Source organism: Rathayibacter sp. AY1F2, assembly GCF_002930885.1.
In the GTDB taxonomy this organism is placed as follows: Bacteria; Actinomycetota; Actinomycetes; order Actinomycetales; family Microbacteriaceae; genus Rathayibacter.
This window is the reverse complement of the sequence record NZ_PSVG01000008.1, coordinates 41,107-56,860: the sequence shown is the minus strand read 5'-3', so window position 1 is coordinate 56,860 and position 15,754 is coordinate 41,107. Positions and strand designations below refer to the sequence as shown.

Here is a 15,754-nt window from a genome sequence, read left to right as displayed (position 1 = left end):
CGGGACCGCGCCGGTGGGGAGCTCCGCGAGCGGAGGACCCGACCGGCGCGGTGCCGCGGATGCCGGAGTCAGGAGGCGGCGGAGATGTCGGTCTCGGCGGACTCGAGCGAGGTCTCCAGCTCGGAGGCCGGGGTCTTCAGGAAGACCGCGGTGCCGCCGGACTGCTCCGAGACGCCGTCGAGCACGTCCTGGCTGTCCTGGTAGATCGAGACGAGCTTCGTGTAGGTCTCGTTCTCGGCGTCGTCGGCCCGGGCGGCGAAGATGTTCGTGTAGAGCAGGGAGGCGGGGTCGCTCGGGTCGTCCTGGGCGATCGCGTCCGAGGCCTTCAGGCCCGCGTTCTCGATGAAGTCGTTGTTGATGATCGCGGCGGCCACGTCCGGGAGCGACGTCGGGGTGAGGGAGGCCTCCAGCGCGGTGACCTCCACCTTCGAGGAGGACTCGACGTCGTCGACGTTCGAGAGCACTCCGCCGCCGTCCTTCAGCTCGACGAGCCCGGCCGACTGCAGCACCAGCAGCGCGCGCGCCTGGTTGGTCTCGTCGTTGGGGATCGCGACGGTGGAGCCGGCGGGGATGTCCGCGACGTCGTCGTACTGCGAGGAGTAGAGGCCGAGCGGGTAGATCGCGGTCGCGCCGATCGGCACGAGGTCGGCGTCGGCCGAGGTGTTGTACTGCGCCAGGTAGGCGATGTGCTGGAACTGGTTGAGGTCGATCTCGCCCTCGGTGAGGGCGGGGTTGGGCTGGTTGTAGTCGCTGAAGTCGACGATCTCGACGTCGATCCCGGCGTCGGCGGCGGCCTTCTCGTAGGTGGCCCAGTAGGGGTCGCTCGCGCCGACCACGCCGATGCGGACGGTGTCGTCGCCGCCGCCCGCGCCGGAGCAGCCGGCGAGGAGGAGGGCGGCGGAGGCGGCGATCGCGGAGGTCGCGAGGAGTCGGGTGCGCAGGGTCATGGCTGTGGGGATCCTTCCGTGGAGAGGATCCGGCCACTCGGCGCCGACCAGGCGGTGCTGGTCACCGCCGGCGCTGCGACCGGCCTCCGGTCGCTCGGCGCCGCGACTGCGCGGATCCCGGGGATCACCATACGAAGGCGGTCGGACCCGCGCGGAACCCGCGCGTAACACGGCGACTCGGAGGCAGCGGAGGCGCGCGCTCACCGCCTGAGCGCGCCGTGGCGGCCGCTCAACTCGCGAGCGCGCCGTCCTCGCCCGCCGACGCCTCGTGCTTGGCGATCCGCTTCGCGATCGCGTCGCGCTCGGCCCGGAGCGACGCGATGGTCGGCTTGTCCAGGCGGGGGTCGGCCAGATCGGCGAAGGGGCTCGCGGCGCCGGTGCGCGCGGACACGAGCGCGGCGTACGCCTTCGTCGCGGCGCGGAGCTCGGCTCCGGCCCGTTCGACCTTCCGCGGCTTCGACTCCTTGTCCGAGACGAGTCGGGCGTGCTTGTCGAGGGCCTCTACCAGTGCGCGATGCGCAGCGTCAATCTTCTTGCTCATAGGCGCATTATTGCGCAGGATCGGCGCACGGCGCCGACTGTGACTCCCCGCGCCCGCCGCCCCCTTCCGTGAGACGCCGCTTCGGCACGCGACACGCCGGGGGAGGCGCACCGGAGCGGCATCTCGCGGGGAGGGGACGGTCGGGTCAGCGGGCGACCGGCGTGGAGACGGACGACGCGCCCGCGCTGGTGGCGACCGCGTCGAGGACGCGCTGCACGTCGAGGGCGTCGGCGAATGTGGGCGTGACCGCCGTGCCTCCGGCGATCGCCTCGACGAGGTCGACGACCTGGTGCGTGAAGAGGTGCTCGTAGCCGATGCCGTGCCCGGTCGGCCACCAGGCCGCCATGTACGGGTGCGCCGGCTCGGTGACCTGGATGCGCCGGAAGCCCTGCGCCTCCTCGGGGTCGCGGGCGTCGTAGTACTCGAGCTCGTTCATCCGCTCGAAGTCGAACGCGATCGAGCCGAGCTCGCCGTTCACCTCGATCCGGTTGGCGTTGCGGCGGCCGGTCGCGACGCGGGTCGCCTCGAAGACGCCCAGGGCGCCGCCCTCGAAGGAGGCGGTGAAGGCCGCGGCGTCGTCGACGGTCACGGCGCCGCGCGGGGCGTCGGCACCGGCGCGGCCGCCGAGGCCGACCTGCTCGCTGAGCACGGGGCGCTCGGTGGTGAAGGTGCGCAGCGTCGCCGAGACCGAGGTGATGCCGCGGCCGGTCAGCCACTGGGCGGTGTCGATGCTGTGCGCGCCGATGTCGCCGAGGGCGCCCGAGCCGGCGCGCTCCTTCTGCAGGCGCCAGGTCAGCGGCGCCTCGGAGTCGGACAGCCAGTCCTGCAGGTACTGGGCGCGCACGTGGCGGATGTCGCCGAGGCGGCCCTCCTCGATGAAGCGCTTCGCGAGGGCGAGGGCCGGGGTGCGGCGGTAGCTGAAGCCGCACATCGCCACCTTGCCGGAGGCGGCGGCCGCGGCGACCATCCGCTCCGCCTCCTCGACGGAGTTGGCGAGGGGCTTCTCGCACAGCACGTGCTTGCCGGCCTCGAGGGCCGCGATGGCGATCTCGGCGTGGGTGTCGCCCGGCGTGCAGATGTCGACGAGGTCGATGTCGTCGCGGGCGATGACGGCCCGCCAGTCGGTGGAGGCCTCGCTCCAGCCCAGCCGCTCGGCGCGCTCGGCGGTCGAGTCGGGGTTGCTCCCCACGAGCACGGCGAGCTCGGGGCGGAGGGGGAGGGGGAAGAAGCGGGAGGCGGTGCGCCAGGCGTGCGAGTGGGTGCGGCCCATGAAGGCGGTCCCCACCATCGCGACGCGCAGGGCTCGGTCGTTCGACATCGTCGTCCTTTCGTCGGCCGTACGACCCTGCCACGGGTCGGGGCGCGGGCGCTACCGCGCTCGGCGAGGCCGCCTCCGGGGCGACGCGCCCGGGCTGCACGGACATGAGCGCGTTCATAGGGTTCGGAGAGCGCTCTATCGCGGACGGAATGTCTCAACCGCCGCCGTCAGATGTCGCGTAATCCCGCGGATCCCAGCCCTGACGCGGTAGCAGGAAGCCCTTGGGGCGACTGGGCGATCACTCGAATCGCCTTCGAATCGGTTCAGAACTTTTGCTTGACCCGCGACGTAAGTGGAAGTAGCTTCATCCGCATGGTCACCGCAGACCCCCGCAGCACTGCTGCACAGCCTCTTCCCCGCACCTCCGACGAGTCTCAGCAGCTGCTTCTGCAGATGCGCGGCATCGTGAAGGTCTTCCCCGGCGCCCGTGCTCTCGACGGCGTCGACCTCGATGTCCGACCCGGTGAGGTGCACTGCCTCCTCGGCCAGAACGGCGCCGGCAAGTCCACCCTCATCAAGACCCTCGCCGGGGCCCACCAGCCCACCGAGGGCGAGATCCTCGTCGACGGGAACGTCGTCACGATCCCGTCCCCGACGGCGGCCCTCGCCCTGGGCATCGCGACGATGTACCAGGAGCTCGACGTCGTCGACGGCCTCTCCGTCGCCGAGAACATCTTCCTCGGCCACGAGCTCTCCCGCGGCGGCTTCACCGCCCGGGCGAAGGCCACGAGGATCACCCGCGAGCTGATGGAGCGCCTCGGCCACTCCGAGATCTCGCCGAACCGCGAGGTCGGCACGCTCTCCGCCGCCGGCAAGCAGATCGTGCAGATGGCCCGTGCCCTCTCGCACGACGCGCGGGTCATCATCATGGACGAGCCCTCCGCGGTGCTCGACTCCGAGGAGGTGGAGAACCTCTTCCACGTGGTGCGCCAGCTCACCGCCTCCGGCGTCGCCATCGTGTACATCTCGCACCGCCTCGACGAGATCCGCGCCATCGGCGACCGGATCACCGTGATCAAGGACGGCGCCACCGTCGCGCAGAACCTCGCGGTCGCCGACACCCCCACCTCGAAGCTCATCACCCTGATGACCGGCCGCGCCGTCGAGTACGTCTTCCCGGACCGCCAGGAGCTCGACGTCGAAGCCGAGACGCTGCTGAAGGTCGAGAAGCTGGGCCTGCAGGGCTCCTTCTCGGACGTCTCCCTCGAGATCCGCGCCGGCGAGGTCGTCGGCCTCGCGGGGCTGGTCGGCTCCGGCCGCTCCGAGATCCTCGAGACCATCTACGGGGCGCGCCGCGCCAGCACCGGGACGGTCAGCGTGGCGGGCAAGCGCCTGCGCGCCGGATCCGTCACCTCGGCGGTCGACGCCGGCATCGGCCTCTGCCCGGAGGAGCGCAAGAGCCAGGGCCTGCTCCTGGACGAGCCGGTCTACCGCAACATCACCCTCTCGACCTTCGACCGCTTCGCCAAGCGCGGCTTCCTCGACGAGCGCTCCGAGCGCGCGGCGGCGGCCGAGCAGGCGGTCTCCCTCGACCTGCGGCCCTCCGGGGTCGACCGCGACGCCCGCACCCTCTCCGGAGGCAACCAGCAGAAGGCGCTCCTCGCCCGCTGGCTCGTGCGCGGCTGCCGCGTCCTGCTGCTCGACGAGCCGACCCGCGGGGTCGACGTCGGCGCACGGGCCGAGATCTACACCCTGATCAGGGACCTCGCGACCAACGGCGCCGCCGTGCTCGTGGTCTCCAGCGAGATCGGCGAGGTCCTCGGACTCTCCGACCGAGTGCTCGTGATCTCCGACGGCGCCGTGGTCCACGAGGGCCCGGCCGATTCGATCGACGAGCACCGCGTGCTCGATCTCGTCATGGAAGGAAGTGCAGCGTGAGCGGACAGCTCGACACCGCGTCGCCGTCGATCGGCGGTCCGCAGGAGGACGCCGCCCGTCACGCGTCGGCCGCGACGGGAGGCTCCTCCGGGGGCGTGCCCTCGAAGGACTCCCGCTCCGGGATCGCCCGCCTCATGCAGGGCTCCCTCGGCCGCAACGTCGGGCTGCTGCTCGCGCTGGTGATCCTCTGCATCGTCGGATTCGCGACCGCGGGGGAGCGCTTCGCCAGCGTCGACAACGTGCTCACGATCCTCCGCCTCGCCGCCGTCATCGGCGTGCTGAGCATCGGCATGACCTTCGTCATCACCTCCGGCGGCATCGACCTCTCGGTCGGCTCCGTGATGGGGCTCGCGACGGTCTGGGCGAGCACGGTCTCGACCCAGTACTACGCGGCCAACACCTCCTGGCTGGTGATCGTGCTCACCGCGGTCGTCGTCGGCCTCGTCTGCGGCCTGATCAACGGCGCGCTGATCGCCTACGGCCGGGTCGTCGCCTTCATGGCGACCCTGGCGATGCTCGTCGCCGCCCGCGGCTTCGCCGAGCTGATCTCGAACCGCCAGACGCAGGTCGTCACGGTCACGCCGTTCCTCGACTTCTTCCGCGCCGACGTGCTCGGCATCCCGGTGCTCGTGCTGATCTTCGTGGTCGTCGCCGTCGCCGGCTGGATCCTGCTCAACCGCACCACCTTCGGCCGCCGCACCATCGCGGTCGGCGGCAACCCGGAGGCGGCCCGCCTCGCCGGCATCAAGGTCCGCCGCCACACCATGTACGTCTACGGCCTCGCCGGGCTCACCGCCGGCATCGCCGCCGTCATGATGCTCGCCCGCACCACCGCCGGCAGCTCGACCAACGGCCTCCTCTACGAGCTCGACGCCATCGCGGCGGTCGTCGTCGGAGGCACGCTGCTGGCCGGCGGCCGCGGCACCATCGTCGGCACCGTGTTCGGCGTCCTCATCTTCACGACCCTGACCAACGTGTTCACGCAGAACAACATGTCGACCTCGACTCAGGCCGTCGCGAAGGGCGCGATCATCGTCGCCGCCGTCCTGCTGCAGCAGCGGTTCGCCGCCCGCGGCAGGAAGTCCTGACCCCGGGGCTCCGGCCCCGCTCCTCCACACACAGCAACCCACCCGACCACTCAGGTCACCTCTCCGCAGGACACGTGTGCCCTCGGACCCCTCGGATCGATCGAAGGAGATCACTTCCATGCCCGCACGCCCCTTCACCCGCAGCCGCCTCTCCCGCACCGCCCGACTCGGCTCGGCCGGCGTCGCCTTCGGCGCCGTCGCGCTGATGCTCACCGGCTGCATCTCGAACGCCCCGGTCGAGACCGGCAACGCCGCCTCCGGCGGGACCGCCGCCGCCGTGGCCGCCTCGGACAACGACGCCTCCGGCGACAACGTCGTCATCGGCTTCACCGCTCCCGCCGCCGACCACGGCTGGATGGGCGCGGTCAGCCGCGCCGCCATCGCCGAGGCCGAGAAGTACGACGACGTGGAGCTCCGCACCGCGGAGGGCACCAACGACGTCAACCTCCAGATCAGCCAGGTCGAGACCTTCATCAACGACGGCGTCGACGCGATCGTGCTCCTGCCGATCGACGGAGCGGCGCTCACGCAGGTCGCCACACAGGCGATGGAGGCGGGCATCACCGTCATCAACGTGGACCGCGAGTTCTCCAGCCCCTTCGCCGCCCGGTCGACCATCCTCGGCGACAACTACGGCATGGGCGTCAGCGCCGGCACCTACATCTGCGAGGAGCTCGGCGACAACCCCGACGCCGTCGTCGCCGAGATCGCCGGCATCGACTCCCTCCCGCTGACCCAGGAGCGCAGCCAGGGCTTCTCGGACGCGCTCGAGGGCTGCGGACTCGACGTGGACAACCGCGTCGCCGCCGACTTCACCGTCCAGGGCGGAGAGCAGGCCGCGGCCAACCTCCTCCAGGCCGCGCCGAAGATCGACGCCATCTGGAACCACGACGACGACCAGGGCGTCGGCGTCCTCGCGGCGATCGACACCGCCGGACGCGACGAGTTCCTCTTCGTCGGCGGCGCCGGATCGGCCAACGTGATGCGCGCGATCGAGGCCGACGACTCCGTCGTCAAGGCCACGGTCGTCTACCCCTCGACCCAGGCCGCGGACGGCATCAAGCTCGCCCGCCTCGTCGAGCAGAACAAGTCGATGGCCGACACCAGCTCGCTCGGCGTCCCGCGCCAGATCCAGCTCTTCGCGCCGGTCGTCACCAAGGACAACGTCTCCGAGTACCTGCCCTCGGCCTTCGAGTCCTGATCGGCCCCACCAGCCCGGGTCGGCGCGGGAACCATCCCGCGCCGACCCCCACCTCGGCGCCGCCCCGGGATCACTGACGACCCGCAGCGCAGCGCCACCGGCATCCGCGAGAGGAGGAGGAGTGCAAGACACCGGCCCCAGGGCCGGACAGGAGGAGACCGGATCCGCTCAGTCGTGCGGACAGCGACGGACCCGGCCTCTGCGATGAACACCTCATTGAAGGAATCACATCACGCATGAATGGTAAGCGATCCTCGAGAAGAAGCATCAGGCGTCTTCTCGCACTCGGCATCGCCGGGATGGTGACGGTCTCCGGACTCACCGCCCTCGGCCTGCCCGCCTCGGCCCACGACGGAGTGGACCACGGTTCCGAGGGCGGAGCATCCGCTCTCGACTGGAGCAATTACGAGAAGGTCCTGCTGACGAAGAACGTCGGCGAGCCCCTCGACCTGGCCGTCCTCCCGGACAAGTCGGTCCTCCACACCGCTCGGAACGGCGAGATCCGCCACACCGACCCCAAGACCGGCACCACCCGTGTCGTCAACACGATCCCCGTGTACCAGAACTCGGAGGACGGGCTGCAGTCCGTCGGCATCGACCCCGACTTCGCCGAGAACAAGTGGGTCTACCTCGTCTACGCGCCCCCCGGGAACACCCCGACCGGCGCGGCCCCGAACATGCTGCCCGAGGGCGCGACCGACAGCTACTGGGACCAGTGGAAGGGCATCAACCGCCTCTCCCGGTTCAAGTGGACCGGCTCGGGCCTCGACCTCGCGAGCGAGCAGAAGATCATCGACATCGAGACCCAGCGCGGGCAGTGCTGCCACGTGGGTGCCGACTTCGACTGGGACGCCGACGGCAACCTGTACCTCTCCACCGGCGACAACACGCCGGCGAGCGCTCCGGGTGCAGCGGGCTTCGCGCCGAACAACGACGCGCCCCGCATGAACCCGGGCTTCGACTCGCGTCGCGGCGCCGGCAACACGAACGACCTCCGCGGCAAGATCCTCCGGATCACCGTGCAGGAGGACGGCTCGTACACGATCCCCGACGGCAACCTCTTCCCGGTGGGAACCGAGAAGACCCGCCCCGAGATCTTCGTGATGGGCGTCCGCAACCCGTTCAAGATCGACGTCGACGCCGAGACGAACACCCTCTCCTGGGGCGACTACGGCCCCGACGCCACGAAGGCCGCTGCGGCCGACGGCGTCCGCGGCCCGATGGGCCTCGTCGAGTGGAACGCGACCGGACTGGACGAGCCGCACAACTCCGGCTGGCCCTACGTCCACGGACCGAACGCGCCGTACAACGAGTGGAACTTCGAGACGTCGACGCCCCGCGGCTTCTTCGACCCGGAGAACCTGAAGAACAACTCGCGCTGGAACACCGGCCTCGTCGACATCCCGGACGCCAAGGCGGCGACCGTCTACTACGGCGACAACCCCGGCGACCAGCCGTTCGACGAGCTCGTCAACTTCGGGACCAGCACCGGCCAGGGCCCCATGGGCGGACCGGTGTACCACTTCGACGCGGACAACACCTCGACGTCGAAGTTCCCGGAGTACTGGGACAAGAAGACCTTCTTCGGCGAGTTCTCGCAGGACTACATCGCGGCGTTCACGCTCGATGAGGACCGGGCGGTCACGCACATCGAGGACTTCCTCCCCAACGCGGCGCTCAGCCAGGCCGCGCAGCCGATCCACGACAACCCGATGGACATGGAGTTCGGCCCCGACGGGTCGATGTACGTGATCGAGTACGGCGACGGATTCTTCCGCGCCAACCCCGACGCGGGCCTGTACCGGATCGACTACGCCGAGGGCAACAAGGCGCCGCAGGCCCGCTTCACCGCGACCCCCCTGTCCGCCTCGCAGACCCCGCTCGAGGTCACGTTCGACGCCAAGGGATCGACCGACCCCGAGGGCGACGCGCTCACCTACGACTGGGACTTCGACGGCGACGGCACCTTCGACGCCACCGGAGTGACCGTCAAGAAGACCTACACCGAGCTCGGACAGTTCACGGCCCGTCTGCGCGTCACCGACGCCAAGGGCAAGTTCAGCCTGACCTCGCGGGTCATCTCGGTCGGCAACCAGGCGCCGCAGATCCAGATCCAGACGCCCGGCAACGGCTCGTTCTTCAGCTGGGGCGACGCGATCCCCTACCAGGTGACCGGCAAGGACGCTGAGGACGGCGACCAGATCGTCAGCAGCCGCGTGGGCTGGACCTACGGCCTCGGCCACGACGAGCACGCCCACCCCGAGGTCACCGGCACCGGTGCCAAGGGAGCGTTCCCGACGTCCAAGGACTCGCCCGAGCACGGCCCCGGCGCGCTGCTGTACGGCACCGTCGTCGTGACCTACACGGACGGCGGCTTCAACGGCCTGCCCCCGGCTGCGGCCGAGGCGACGCTGCGGCTGAACCCGAAGACGCAGGAGGCGGAGCACGCCGCCCGTGAGGGCGTCCTGCCCTACGCGGACACCACCGCCAGCGGCGGCAACGCCGTCAGCGGACTCGGTGCGGGATCCTTCCTGCGCTGGGACCCGGTGAACTTCGCCAACCTGACCGGCGTCGTGGTCCGCGCCACCGGTGAGGGCACCGTCGACCTCCGCTGGAACGCTGCCGACGCAGCGCCCTTCGGAACGGCGACCATCCCCGCGGGAGCCGGCTGGAAGGACGTCCTCGTCCCCTTCGGCACCAACGTCCCCCGCGGCACCGGCTCGCTCTACGTGACCTCGCCCAGCGGCCTGTCGCTCGACTCCCTCACCTTCCAGGGTGTCGGCGCCGGTGACAAGACGGCTCCGACCGTCGCGGCGACCCTCGACCCGGCAGCGCCTGCGGGCGTCGGCGGCGTCTACAACAAGCCCGTGACCCTCGGCCTCACCGCCACGGACAACGGAGCGCTCTCCACCGTCCAGTACTCCGCCGACAACGGCACGACGTGGACCACGGTCCGCGCCGTCAACGGCGCGTACACGGTCCCGTTCACCACGAACGGCGCCCGGACGATCCAGTACCGCGCCACCGACACCGGCGGCAACGTCTCGGCGGTCGGCACGGTGAAGTTCACGATCGACCTGGCCGCGGCGAACGCCCCGACCGCCGCGTCGACCACCACTGTGGCGCTCTCGGCTCCCCGCGTGACCTTCGGGGCACCCGGCGAGGCGACCGTCACGGTCACCGGTCAGGGTGGGAACCCCGGCGGAGAGGTCGTCCTCTACGAGGGCGCCACCGAGCTGGGCCGCGCGACGCTGAAGGACGGCAAGGCGACCTTCGCCCTGCCGAAGACCCTCGGCGCCGGCACCCACACCCTCCGTGCGGCGTACGGCTCGGACGCCACCTTCAAGGCCTCGGAGGGCACCGCCCGCCTGATCGTCTCGAAGGCCGCCTCGGAGCTCACCGCGACCGTCTCGCCCAACCCGGTCAAGCCGGGCGCCAGCGCGCAGGTCACGGTCGACGCGAAGTCCTCGACGGGTGTCGCCGGCACCGGTCAGGTGAGCGTGATGGTGAAGAGGAACCTCTCCACCGTCGCGATGCTCACCGGGACCCTCGACGAGAACGGGCACGTCGTGGTGACGCTCCCGAAGCTCGCGGCGGGCAGCTACAAGCTGACCGTCACCCACACCGCCACGGCGGACACCAACGCCGCGTCGGCGCTGCTGAACCTCACCGTCCAGCAGTAGCCCCCGCGCAGGGGCCGGCCGGCTCGACCGGGCCGGCCGGCCCCCCACCCCCTGCACCATCTGCCATTTCGAAGGAGAAATGATGCACCACCACCACGCATCCATCACGGCCAAGCCGATGAGCCGGCGCTCGCTGATGACGGCCCTGGCCGCATCGACCGTCGCGGTCGGCGTCGGAGCGGGAGCCCTCGCGGCGCCCGCCACGGCCGCCCCCGCGCCCTCGTCCGGATCCACGCGCCTGGTCCCGATCAACCGCATCGGCATCCAGCTCTTCAGCGTCCGCGACAAGGTCTCGTCGCTCGGCTTCCGGGCCGTCTTCGAGGAGCTCGGCCGCATCGGCTACAGCGAGATCGAGTTCGCCGGGTACACCCAGGGCAACGTCGGAGCGATCACCCCGCAGCAGATCCGCCAGCTGCTCGACGACAACGGCCTCCGCGCCGTCGGCTCGCACGTCGGCACCAACCTCCTCCGCTCGGAGCTGGGCAAGCAGATCGAGATCGCGCAGATCCTCGGCACGCCGCACCTCGGCACCGGCAACGCGCCCACCAACGTCAACACCAAGGCGGGCTACCTCGCCGCGGCGGAGGAGTGGAACAAGTGGGGCCAGCAGGTCTCGGCCGCGGGCATGAAGCTCTACCAGCACAACCACGCCGGTGAGTTCGGGTTCGCCACGGACGACCCCAAGACCCGCCTGTACGACCTCTTCTACGACAACACCGACCCGCGTCACGTGTACCTCGAGATGGACGTCTACTGGGCGTACGTCGGCAAGAAGCTCTACCCGGGCTTCGAGCCGCTCGACTACATCAAGCGCAACCCGCGCCGCTACCCGATCCTGCACCTCAAGGACGGCAAGACGAACAACGCCAACACCAACGGCTACGACATCGTCGAGTTCGGCGCGGGCAACCTGCCCTACCAGGCGTTCCTCTCGGAGCTGCGCGACCGCGGCCAGCGCTTCGGCGTCTGGGAGCAGGACACCGCTCCCACGCTGGCGACGCCGCCGAGCACGGGGAACTCCCTCGAGGCCGCTTCCCGCAGCTACTCCGCGATCGCTGCGCTCCGTGGCTGAGCGCACCCCGCGCCGCGCGCGCCGCACCGACAGCACCACCACCAGCACGACGCGCACGAGCGCACCGAGGAGAACCCCCATGAAGTGGAAGACGCCCACGGCGGTCCTCGCGGCCGCCTCCCTCGCGATGGTCGCCGCACCGTCCGCCTTCGCGGCGACGACGGACTGCACCACCGAGCTCGGGAACCAGACGATCACCGGAGACCTCAACGTCGGCGCGGGCCAGACCTGCGTGCTCGGCAACGTGACCGTCACCGGCAACGTCATCGTCGGCGACGACGCCTGGCTGGACGCCACCTCGGCGACCATCGGCGGCGACGTCATCGGCACCGACGCGTACGGCATCTCGATCGACGGCACCAGCGTCGGCGGAGACGTCGTGTCGTTCTCGGACGGCAGCCGCAACGGCTTCCTCTACCTGCGCGACCTCACGGTCGGCGGCATGGTCGAGGCCGGCGGGATCGACGTCGAGTTCAGCGACCTCTCGGTCGACGGCTCGGTCAGCACCGACGCGGCGAACTACGTCGACGTCGACCGCACCAGTGTCGGCGGCGACGCCACCTTCGCCGGCAGCGACTTCGGCGTGAACGTGCAGGGCGCCATCGTCGGCGGCTCGCTCGCCGTCACCGGCTCCTCGCGCGGCGTCCTCCTGGGCGCGAACGAGGACGGCTCGGCCTCGGCCCTCGGCAACACGGTGGGCGGGAACCTCACGCTCTCGGGCAACTCCGGCAACGTCCAGCTCGCGGGCTCGACGGTCGGCGGGCGCATCGCGCTCGCCGACAACGCGCCGGCGGTCAACTTCGGCGCGGGTAACACCGCCGCCGGAGTCGACGGCACCTTCACGGGAACGGCGGCGGGCGCTGCGGCGGCCGGCGACCAGGCCGTGGCCGTCATCGTCCCCGAGGCCAACAAGGGCGAGCTGACCTGGACGCTCGAGGGCACCAGCAACCTGGTGAACCTCGGCGTCGCCGAGGAGCAGGGCGACCACTTCGCCGCCTCCGGTGAGCTCGTGCCGGTCCGCGTGACCGACACCCGCCTCAACGGCCCGGCCTGGTCGGTCACCGGCCAGCTGAGCGACTTCCGCTCCGGCGAGAAGACGTTCTCGGGCAAGCACCTCGGCTGGACCCCCGAGGTCCTGGAGAACACGGGCGGTGCCGTCGCCGGCGCAGCCGTCCCCTCCGGGTTCGACTCGGGCAACGGCCTCGCCACGCCCCGCGTCCTCGGCTCCGCCGCGGCGCAGCACCCGACCGGATCCTCGGTCCTGGGCGCCGACCTCGACCTGAAGCTCCCGCTCTCGGTCGGAACCGGCACCTACACCGCGACGCTGACGCTCACCGCGCTCGGCTAGCACCGGTGGAGCGGCCTCCGGGCCGCCCCACCCTCCCCCCGTCTCCCCGCGAGACGCCACTCCGGTCCGCCCCGCTCGGCGTGCCGCGTACCGGAGCGGCGTCCCGCGGGGAGGCATCCCCCCTTGCAACGGAAGCCTGATCGATGTCGCTCATGCCACGCACCTCCCGCACCACCGCCGCCCTGCTGCTGATGACGCTCCTCGCAGCCGGCGGCCTCTCGGCTCAGGCGGGTGCCCAGGAGGCGGACCCCGCCTCCACGCCGGTCACCTGGGGGGTGCGCCCCGCCGACACCGAGCAGGGCAGCGAGCGGCCGAACTACGCGTACGCCCTCGATCCCGGCGGCCGCCTCAGCGACGCCCTGATCGTCTCCAACTACGACGACGAGGAGCAGACGTTCCGCGTCTACGGCTCCGACGGCTTCATCACCGAGGCCGGCCAGCTCGACCTGCTCCCCGCCGCGGAGCCCTCGACGCAGCTCGGCAGCTGGATCGCGTTCCCCGAGCCCGAGGTCACCGTGCCCGCCGGCGAGAGCGTGCAGGTCCCGTTCGAGGTCGTCGTCCCCGACGACGTGACCCCGGGCGACTACGCCGCGGGCGTCGTCTCCTCGATCCTGGTGCAGGGCAAAACCGGAGTCTCGGTCGACCGGCGCCTGGGCTCGCGCATGTACCTCCGCGTCGGCGGCGAGCTCGCCCCGCGCCTGTCGATCGACGGCCTCGCCGTCTCGTACCAGGGCGGCTGGAACCCCTTCGCCCCCGGCTCCGCGACCGTCGACTACACCGTGACCAACGCGGGCAACACCCGTATCGCGCCAGGCGCCGAGATCAGCGTCGCCGGCCTCTTCGGCCTCGCGCCGGTGTCCGCGACCGACCCGGAGCCGCTGCCCGAGCTCCTCCCCGGAACCTCCGTCTCGCGCACCGTGACCGTCGCCGGAGTCTGGCCGCTCTTCGTCGCGACCGCCCGCGCCGCGCTCTCGGGCACCGTCGTCACCGCCGACCAGGCCGCGCAGGCCGACTCCGCCGTCGTCGTCCCCGACGTGCCGGTCGCCACCGCCGAGACCTCGGCCGCGGCCGTGCCGTGGAGCGCCGTGCTCCTCCTCGCCCTGCTCATCGGGCTCATCGTGCTGACCGTCGTCCGCCGCCGCCGCCGGGCCGCGGGGGAGCAGGCGCGCATCGACGCCGCCGTCGCCGCCGCTCTCGGCGCCCAGCCGGAGGACGCCGACCGCGCGGAGGTCCGCTCCTGACCGGGTGCGGCCGACGCGGTCCGCGGGGGATCGCGCCGGCGCGGCCCGCCGTCTCCGGGCGCGCGGCCGCCGCTCTAGCGGACCGCCCGCCCCTCGGCGCGCAGCTGCTCGAGGAAGCCGTCCACCACGGCGGGGCTGAGCAGGTGCCCGCGCAGCATCAGCGCGGCACCGCGCACGCCCCCGCTGCCGCCCAGCTCGGCGGTCACCACGTCGAGCCGCTGCGTCGCGAGGGGGAGGGAGCGCTCGTCGATCACCGAGCGCACGGCCGTCAGGATCTCCGGGCTGGCGAGGGCGACCGCGCCGCCCAGCACGATGACGGAGGGGTTCAGCAGGCTCACGCAGGTGGCCAGCACCTCGCCGAGCTGGAGGCCCGCGATCCGCGCCGCCTCCACGGCCTCGGGATCGCGCGCCTTCAGCAGGTCGATCAGCTCGCGCACCGACTGCACGTCGCGGCCCGCCCGGGCGAGCCCGGCGGCCAGAGCGGAGCCGCCCGCGACCGCCTCGAGGTCCCCCTCCTGACCGCCCGCCGCGGCCGGGGCCGTGCGCGGCACCTGGACGTGGCCGAGATCACCGGCGGAGCCGAGGGCTCCGCGCTGGAGCAGCCCGGACGAGACGATGCCCGCGCCGATGCCGGTGCCGACCTTCACGAACATCAGGTCGAGGGCGTGCGGGAACCGCGAGGCCCGCTCGCCGAGCGCCAGCAGGTTCACGTCGTTGTCGACGAGCACCGTGGTGTCGTAGCGCCGGCGCACGAAGGCGGGGATGTCGAAGCCGTCCCAGCCGGGCATGATCGGCGGGCGCACCGGGCGGCCGCTCGCGTGCTCCACCGGGCCGGGCACGCCGACCCCGATGCCCGCGAGGGCGGTGCGGTCGACCCCGGCCGCGGCGAGGATCCCGTCGCAGACGTCGAGCGCGTGCCCGAGCACCGCCACGGGGCCCTGCGCGATGTCGAGCTCCTCGCGGCGCTCGGCGATGATGCGGCCGTCGAAGTCGGTCAGCGCGATGGTCGAGTGCGCCGCGCCCAGGTCGATGGCCAGGAGCGAGCGGACGGCCGGGTCGAAGACGAGGCGCGCGGACGGGCGGCCCCCGGTCGACGGAGCGCGGTCGAGGTGCGCGATCAGTCCGAGCTCGAAGAACTGCTCCAGGCGCGTCATCACTGCGGTCCGCGCGAGACCCGTCTCCTCGACCAGCTCGGCGCGGGTGCGCGGCCGACCGTCGGCGAACAGCCTCAGCATGTCGCCGGTCGCGGTACCCGCGCGCTCGGCCACGCTCAGCTCCTTCTCTCGGCCCGGAGGACGGGTTCGGGGGACAGCACACCTGAGGAAACCAGTCGACGCACGGTCGCGCAATCTCGGCGGGCCCTGCGTGCGGTTCCTGCGCAACACGGCCGGCCGGAGGCGCGACGCGCGCCCGGCCGAGGCCCCTCCCCACTCCGAT

The 15,754-nt window shown here is 71.8% G+C and carries 11 protein-coding genes; 7 read left to right on the top strand and 4 right to left on the bottom strand.

Annotation, left to right across the window (positions count from 1 at the left end):
- Window positions 1–68: 68 nt before the first annotated feature.
- The 3 genes from C5C54_RS08390 to C5C54_RS08380 form a co-directional block, all read right to left on the bottom strand.
- Window positions 69–947 (bottom strand): MetQ/NlpA family ABC transporter substrate-binding protein, encoded by an 879-nt coding sequence (locus C5C54_RS08390; RefSeq protein ID WP_104237943.1) that lies wholly within the window; start codon window positions 945–947, stop codon window positions 69–71.
- Between the two features lie 229 nt (window positions 948–1,176).
- Complete coding sequence (locus C5C54_RS08385) at window positions 1,177–1,488, bottom strand: hypothetical protein (protein WP_104222458.1); 312 nt, start codon at window positions 1,486–1,488, stop codon at window positions 1,177–1,179.
- Between the two features lie 145 nt (window positions 1,489–1,633).
- A complete protein-coding gene (locus C5C54_RS08380) occupies window positions 1,634–2,806 on the bottom strand; it encodes a Gfo/Idh/MocA family protein (RefSeq protein ID WP_104226598.1) in 1,173 nt (390 codons plus the stop codon).
- Window positions 2,807–3,199: 393 nt separating this feature from the next.
- Between C5C54_RS08380 and C5C54_RS08375 the strand changes: the two genes are divergently transcribed.
- From C5C54_RS08375 to C5C54_RS08345, 7 genes are all read left to right on the top strand, one after another.
- Window positions 3,200–4,684 carry a sugar ABC transporter ATP-binding protein gene (locus C5C54_RS08375; RefSeq protein ID WP_208543410.1) on the top strand — a complete coding sequence of 495 codons (1,485 nt, stop codon included), beginning with the start codon at window positions 3,200–3,202 and terminating at the stop codon, window positions 4,682–4,684.
- Window positions 4,685–4,818: 134 nt separating this feature from the next.
- The gene (locus C5C54_RS08370; protein WP_068256795.1) at window positions 4,819–5,772 is read left to right on the top strand and encodes an ABC transporter permease; all 954 of its coding nucleotides are present in this window, start codon (window positions 4,819–4,821) and stop codon (window positions 5,770–5,772) included.
- Window positions 5,773–5,890: 118 nt separating this feature from the next.
- Entirely contained in the window at window positions 5,891–6,973 is a 1,083-nt protein-coding gene (locus tag C5C54_RS08365; protein WP_104222461.1) for a substrate-binding domain-containing protein, read from the top strand.
- Window positions 6,974–7,209: 236 nt separating this feature from the next.
- Window positions 7,210–10,656: a PQQ-dependent sugar dehydrogenase gene (locus tag C5C54_RS08360; RefSeq protein WP_146078811.1), complete on the top strand. Its 3,447-nt coding sequence runs from the start codon at window positions 7,210–7,212 to the stop codon at window positions 10,654–10,656.
- A gap of 82 nt (window positions 10,657–10,738) precedes the next feature.
- Window positions 10,739–11,728: a sugar phosphate isomerase/epimerase gene (locus C5C54_RS08355; RefSeq protein WP_219813837.1), complete on the top strand. Its 990-nt coding sequence runs from the start codon at window positions 10,739–10,741 to the stop codon at window positions 11,726–11,728.
- Between the two features lie 79 nt (window positions 11,729–11,807).
- Window positions 11,808–13,076 carry a hypothetical protein gene (locus C5C54_RS08350; protein WP_104226600.1) on the top strand — a complete coding sequence of 423 codons (1,269 nt, stop codon included), beginning with the start codon at window positions 11,808–11,810 and terminating at the stop codon, window positions 13,074–13,076.
- A 152-nt stretch (window positions 13,077–13,228) separates the two neighbouring features.
- Window positions 13,229–14,317, top strand: coding sequence for a hypothetical protein (locus C5C54_RS08345; protein WP_146078810.1), 1,089 nt, complete (start codon window positions 13,229–13,231; stop codon window positions 14,315–14,317).
- 74 nt (window positions 14,318–14,391) lie between these two features.
- Here C5C54_RS08345 and C5C54_RS08340 read toward each other — a convergent pair whose 3' ends face one another.
- On the bottom strand, window positions 14,392–15,585 hold the full coding sequence (locus C5C54_RS08340) for an ROK family protein (protein WP_258062157.1): 1,194 nt from the start codon (window positions 15,583–15,585) through the stop codon (window positions 14,392–14,394).
- Window positions 15,586–15,754: the final 169 nt, after the last annotated feature.